Source organism: Bacillus sp. NPDC060175, from assembly GCF_042728695.1.
GTDB lineage: Bacteria > Bacillota > Bacilli > Bacillales > Bacillaceae_G > Bacillus_A.
Genome location: NZ_JBHWYR010000008.1, coordinates 97,536 through 104,001, shown reverse-complemented (window position 1 = coordinate 104,001; position 6,466 = coordinate 97,536). Strand labels below are relative to the sequence as shown.

Here is a 6,466-nt window from a genome sequence, read left to right as displayed (position 1 = left end):
TACAGAGAAGGAAGAAAAGCTGAGAACTTCCTAACGCAGAAAAATAACTTACCACCTTAGAGCTGCACTGGGGAAATGAAGTATCTAGTGCCGTGTATGCGACGTTATCGCAAAGGAAGCCATTGCATTTTGTGATGGGAATCTGGGTGGAACCACGGATATAAGCATATTCGTCCCTATTTACTAGGGATGAATATGCTTTTTTATATTTAATTTCATAATAAGCGAAGAAAAGGACACGAGTTATTTTAAACGGTTATACAGAGAAGGAAGAAAAGCTGAGAACTTCCTAACGCAGAAAAATAACTTACCACCTTAGAGCTGCACTGGGGAAATGAAGTATCTAGTGCCGTGTAAACGACGTTACCGTAAAAGAAGCCATTGCATTTTGTGATGGGAATCTGGGTGGAACCACGGGTATAAGCACACTCGTCCCTATTTTAGGGATGAGTGTGCTTTTTATTATGAAATGGAGAGATGAAAAATGAAAGAACAGATGATTGAAATTAAATTTCCAGATGGTAGCGTTAAAGAATTTGTGAAAGGTATTACTTTGGAAGAAATTGCTGGTTCGATTAGTAGTAGTTTAAAAAAGAAAGCAGTCGCAGGAAAAGTTAATGAGCAGTCTTTTGATTTACGACGAAACATTGAAGAAAGTGCGAAAGTAGAAATCATTACTATGGATTCAGATGAAGGGGTAAAAATTGCAAGACACTCTGCGGCACATATATTAGCGCAAGCTGTGAAAAGAATTTATGGTGATGTGAAGCTTGGAGTAGGGCCAGTTATTGAAAATGGATTTTATTATGATATGGATCTTGCAAGTAGTGTAAATGTTGAAGATTTACCGGAAATCGAAAAAGAAATGAAAAAGATTATAAATGAAAATGTAAAGATAGAACGAGTTGAAATCTCTCGAGAAGAAGCAAAAAAACTGTTTCAAGAAATGAATGATAGTTTGAAATTAGAGCTTTTAGAAGCAATTCCTAATGATGAGAGTGTAACACTTTATAAACAAGGTGAATTTGTAGATTTATGTAGAGGACCACATTTGCCATCTACTGGTTATTTGAAAACATTTCAATTAACTCATGTTTCTGGTGCATATTGGCGAGGTGATAGTAATAATCAAGTGCTTCAGCGTATATACGGTGTTGCATTTGCTTCACAAAAAGAATTAGAAAATTATTTGCATTTTGTTGAAGAGGCTGCGAAGAGAAATCATCGGAAATTAGGTAGTGAACTTGAATTGTTTATGTTTTCGGAAGAGGCTCCGGGAATGCCGTTTTACTTGCCGAAAGGACAGATTATTCGCAATGAATTAGAAGCATTTTTAAGAGAAATTCAAAATGAGTACAATTATCAAGAAGTGCGTACTCCATTTATGATGAATCAAGAATTATGGGAGAAGTCAGGACACTGGGGACATTATAAAGATAATATGTATTTCTCAGAAGTAGATCATAAAAGTTTTGCATTAAAACCGATGAACTGCCCAGGACATATGCTTATGTTTAAAAATAAATTGCATTCTTATCGCGAATTACCGATTCGCATGTGTGAGTTCGGTCAAGTGCATCGACATGAATTTAGTGGCGCTTTAAACGGATTATTAAGAGTTCGTACTTTCTGCCAAGATGATGCTCATTTATTTGTAACACCAGAACAAATTGAAGATGAAATTAAATCAGTGTTGGCGCAAATTGATTATGTGTATAAAACTTTTGGATTTGAGTATGAAGTAGAACTTTCTACTCGCCCAGAAGATTCAATGGGTGACGATAAATTATGGGAGCAAGCAGAATCGGCATTAGAAAATGTATTACAATCATTAAATTATAAATATAGATTAAATGAAGGTGACGGTGCATTTTACGGACCGAAAATTGATTTTCATATTAAAGATGCTTTAAATAGAAGTCATCAGTGCGGAACAGTCCAGCTCGATTTCCAAATGCCAGAGAAATTCGATTTAAATTATATAGATGAAAATAATGAAAAAAGAAGACCAGTTGTCATCCACCGAGCAGTTTTAGGATCTTTAGATCGTTTCTTAGCCATATTAATTGAGCACTTTGGCGGCGCATTCCCTACATGGGTGGCACCAGTTCAAGTGAAAGTACTCCCAGTTTCAAATGCAGTACATGTAGAATATGCAAATGAGGTTGCAGACAAACTAGCACAAGCTGGAATTCGTGTTGAACGAGATATACGAGATGAAAAATTAGGATATAAAATAAGGGAAGCACAAATGCAAAAAGTTCCTTATGTTCTTGTTATTGGGGATAAGGAAATGGAAAGCGAAGCTGTAAATATACGAAAATATGGTGAAGAGAAGTCAGAAGTTGTTGCGCTAGATGTATTTGTGGCAAGTATTGAAGAGGAAATAAAGGATAAAAAATAATAATTGATTAGAAAATACGCCATTATAATGAAGTGAACTCGAATAATGGCACATGAAAAAAACACCTCCTGAATTCGCATACTAAGTATGTCAATTCAACGGAGGTGTTTTTCATTTGAAGGGAAGAGTACATTACCCGGATGAGGTAAAGTGGAAAGTGATTGATTTGATATTGAAAGGCCCACAACATTGTAGACATATCTAAAATGTTGGAGGCGATTTGTTTTCTAGTTAATCACTTATTAAAAGTAAAGCTGTTAACTTGTCTTACAAATTTTCTTTAAAAAGTTTCGGTAAAAATTTGCTGAACTGACTCATTTCTTCTACATTGTGTTTATATAAACCACTTAGGTTAATAAATGGTGGTAATCCTTTCGGGAAAATGAATGTAGAAGTCATTACTGTACCGTTCTCGGATTTTTCGTATTGATGTATTACTTGTGAAATTACATCGTCATTATCATCTAAACATGAACCCATTAAAACATGGCTGTAATGGGTATTTATAGGACAATCTTTAGGATCTTCCCATCTAATTCTTAGCGGGAATTCTAGTCCATCCCCAGCAGATTCGATTGAAGCTGATATGGCTCCTACATGCCCATGCACTTTAGGATCAACTAGCCACTTAAAATCAACATGTTCTTCTGGGTGCCATAGTTTATATCGTTCAGAGTTATCAATATTATCCCACCACCAGTCAATCATTTCTGGTGTTACGTCATTCAATTCATGTTCAACTACTATTGATACTTGGTTTTTCATTTCTGTACCTCCTATTTTTTAATCAACATAGTGTTGGTTATTTATATTTAGTATTATAGTATGGGTATCTTATGGTTTCAATAAACAGAAATAGCTGATCTGTTGCATTCTGAACATTATATAAAAATATGTCTAAAAAAATTTATGAGGTAAAAAATGAAAAGTGCATACACTGATTTACGTGTAGCTCGTACTAAAGAAGCGATACGTGATGCACTAACTGAATTAATAAATGAAAAAGGGTTTGATTCCATTACGGTTAAGGATATTACAGCTAGAGCCAATATTAATCGAGGGACATTTTACTTACATTATCGTGATAAATATGACCTATTTGATTTGTGGAGTAGTATTGGTGATTTATATTTTATATTCATTTTTTCTAAAAGATGAAAGTGATTTGAATGTAATTATTATATTAACTGTCTTGCTCATTATTTCTGTAATTTTAGACAAAAGAAACATAAAAAAACGGATCGATTAAAGATCGGTTTTTTTTATATTTTTTAATAATAATGAAAGTAAACCAATATTTAAAAGTTTACTTTGGAACGGCTTAAGAAAAATAACATTCACTTCTTATGGAAAGTAGTCATAGGAATACAGCCTTCATTGTGGGCGGGGTGCACATATTTATAAAAAAATACCCTTGTCCAATCCATTATCATTCTTTAGTCATTTAATATTACAAAGGGGGTGAGAACATGGAAAACAATGAAAAAATCACGTTTCGATTTGTAAAAAAAAATGGGCAAGAAATTAATTTGGGAAATCTTGATGATAAACGAAAAATTGTCATTGTCATTAATAATCAGATTACATTTGCACCGAATACAACACAAATCGCCAGTGGAGCCGGACAAAATAGTGCAGCAGGAAGTAATGCAGCAATCGATTCATCGAATACCCGACAGCAAGAAACGGTGGGCGCTGGAGGCGAAGCGATAAATAAAGGAATTAGTGGGGATCAGATTGAGCCGCATAAAATGAAAAAAGAAACTTCGGATGAAGAGGCAGAATTTGTACTCATCATCAATAATCAAATTAATAGAACCCGTGAGAAACAGGCTAGTGCTACTCAAGTGGCAAGTGGTGGTGGAGATGACAGTGCAGCGGGAACCAACGCTGCCATCGAAAGTTCTAACACCAAACAGCAGCATGCAGTGGGAGGCGGAACGGATAGTTCGGCAGTAAACACAGGTGAAGAAGGCGACCAAATAGAAAAATGCGATTAAAGAAGGAAAAATAATGTGAATTTTAAAGGTTCTCTCAGTTTATCTGAGGGATTTTTTTACTTTAATTGTATTGGTAATTTGATAATAAACTTAAACCGTATGTATTCAAAGTGAACAAATAATGGATACAGGATTTGGTGCTAGCCTATAAAGAAAAGAAACCCTAAGGTGCCTTCCTCCGACTTGAACCACTTTTTTTAGTAACCGAATTCTCCATCAAAATCACTGCAAGTACCGCCGTAACTCATAATTCTCCTTAATTCAAACGTAACAATTTAGAGTATAAGAATATTTTCTAGCCTTTAATCTAATGTGAAATTAGTAAGGAGCTTATTTTATGAAAAAATGTTAACTAAAAAAGTGTTAGAAGTGATTATTTGAATAAATTAATATGATCATTTTCATTGGCTACATTCTGTCTAAATATTGCAGGATGTTCTAATGATATGGCTACACTAAGGAATAAGTCTAAACCTTCAACAACTGTGAAGGTTAAATGCATCAACAAAGCGTGGTACAAAAAACATATGTTATGCAATAGTCTAAATAGACTTTAAATAGTTGATGATAAAGGTCATAAAGAAAAGACACCCTAAGGTGCCTTCTTCAGACTTGAACCATCTTAATTTTAATAATATGTATTGGACTCCCATCCAAATAGTATTTTACCATGTTAAGTTATTTTATTCATTGAGAAATATGGTTCAAATCTATATTTTAAAAAGTTATATAGAAGAGAACAAGCTATTAATTAGGGATAAAACTACATGCCGAGCCGATCAAGTTAAGACATCATAATATCCCAGAATGAAAGTTTTGAGCATGTTGCTCGTATTTATTGTTTGGGGATAACTCGTTCTTTTAGCTTGATGGAGATGGGGTACCGTCAGTATTTCGGAAAAAACCCACGCTAAGAGCATGCAAGATTTTATACAGTTTTTCGGCTAATCTAGTAACAAATAAGAACCCTAAAACCGCGCCAGGATAGGAATGTATAAAAAATGCATAGATCCATAGAACAAAAAAGAAGGTCCCTTGTGAGAATAGGATTCCCCCTTTTCGGGTTCACTTCAATTTCAAAGTGGTGTGTTTTCTTTTTTACCTTACAAAATTGTAAGGTAAATGTAAGAGAAATCGAATGAACGAGTTTTAGAAAAATGAGAATATTAAGAAGTGATATGATTCATATTTCTTTTAAGTTTGAAAAGTTAAAAAATCCTTAAGGATTTATATGACAAAAAGATAAGAAATATATGAGAAGTTAATACTATACAAAAGGGATGGAGTGAAAGAGATGTCAACAAATGTAGTTACTGTAGAAAGTGTAGAAAAAACGTATGGGAAAAGAAATGAGAATCAGTCAAAAGCATTAAGGGGTGTTTCATTAAGTATTAAAGAAGGAGAGTTTGTAGGGATTATGGGTCCATCTGGATCTGGTAAAACGACATTACTAAATGTGATTAGTACACTTGATCAAGCGACAGGTGGCAGTGTAACAATAGCTGGCACAAATATTACTTCTATGAAAGGGAATGCATTATCAGATTTTCGTTCTCAAAAATTAGGATTTATTTTTCAAGATTTTAATCTACTAGAAAATTTATCAATTTATGAAAATATCGCTTTACCACTTTCCTTGCAAGGCGTACCGTCAAGTGAGATTACTGGAAAAGTAAATGAAGTAGCAAAGAAATTAGGGATTACTGAAATTTTAACTAAATATCCGACTGCTGTTTCTGGTGGACAAAAACAAAGAACAGCGGCAGCACGAGCTTTAGTACATAATCCGGCAATCGTATTAGCAGATGAACCGACAGGAGCACTTGATAGTAAAAATGCAAAAAGTTTATTAGAAGCGATGCAAGATTTACATGAAAATCACAATGTAAGTATTTTGATGGTAACACACGATGCATTTAGTGCGAGCTATTGTGAACGTATTTTATTTATACAGGATGGACTTCTTTATAAAGAGTTAAAACGTCAAGGAACACGAGAAAATTTCTATCAAGATATTTTAGGTGTGCTTGCCCAAATGGGCTCAGCAACGGAGTCGAAGTAA

At 34.2% G+C, this 6,466-nt stretch carries 4 protein-coding genes, 1 pseudogene and 1 other annotated feature; of the genes and pseudogenes, 4 read left to right on the top strand and 1 reads right to left on the bottom strand.

The window, feature by feature from the left end; genetic code table 11:
* Positions 1–218: 218 nt before the first annotated feature.
* Positions 219–440, top strand: a binding site (T-box leader).
* A gap of 44 nt (positions 441–484) precedes the next feature.
* Positions 485–2,404, top strand: a complete 1,920-nt coding sequence (gene thrS / locus ACFWDE_RS07050; RefSeq protein WP_377891047.1) for a threonine--tRNA ligase — start codon at positions 485–487, stop codon at positions 2,402–2,404.
* 267 nt (positions 2,405–2,671) lie between these two features.
* Here thrS and ACFWDE_RS07045 read toward each other — a convergent pair whose 3' ends face one another.
* Complete coding sequence (locus ACFWDE_RS07045; RefSeq protein WP_377891045.1) at positions 2,672–3,169, bottom strand: DAPG hydrolase family protein; 498 nt, start codon at positions 3,167–3,169, stop codon at positions 2,672–2,674.
* Positions 3,170–3,325: 156 nt separating this feature from the next.
* Here ACFWDE_RS07045 and ACFWDE_RS07040 point away from each other — a divergent pair.
* The 3 genes and pseudogenes from ACFWDE_RS07040 to ACFWDE_RS07030 all read left to right on the top strand — a co-directional run.
* Positions 3,326–3,502 (top strand): annotated as a pseudogene (locus ACFWDE_RS07040) (TetR/AcrR family transcriptional regulator); the annotation flags it as partial.
* A 371-nt stretch (positions 3,503–3,873) separates the two neighbouring features.
* Positions 3,874–4,404: a hypothetical protein gene (locus ACFWDE_RS07035; RefSeq protein WP_002065306.1), complete on the top strand. Its 531-nt coding sequence runs from the start codon at positions 3,874–3,876 to the stop codon at positions 4,402–4,404.
* A 1,294-nt stretch (positions 4,405–5,698) separates the two neighbouring features.
* Positions 5,699–6,466: an ABC transporter ATP-binding protein gene (locus tag ACFWDE_RS07030; RefSeq protein ID WP_002085698.1), complete on the top strand. Its 768-nt coding sequence runs from the start codon at positions 5,699–5,701 to the stop codon at positions 6,464–6,466.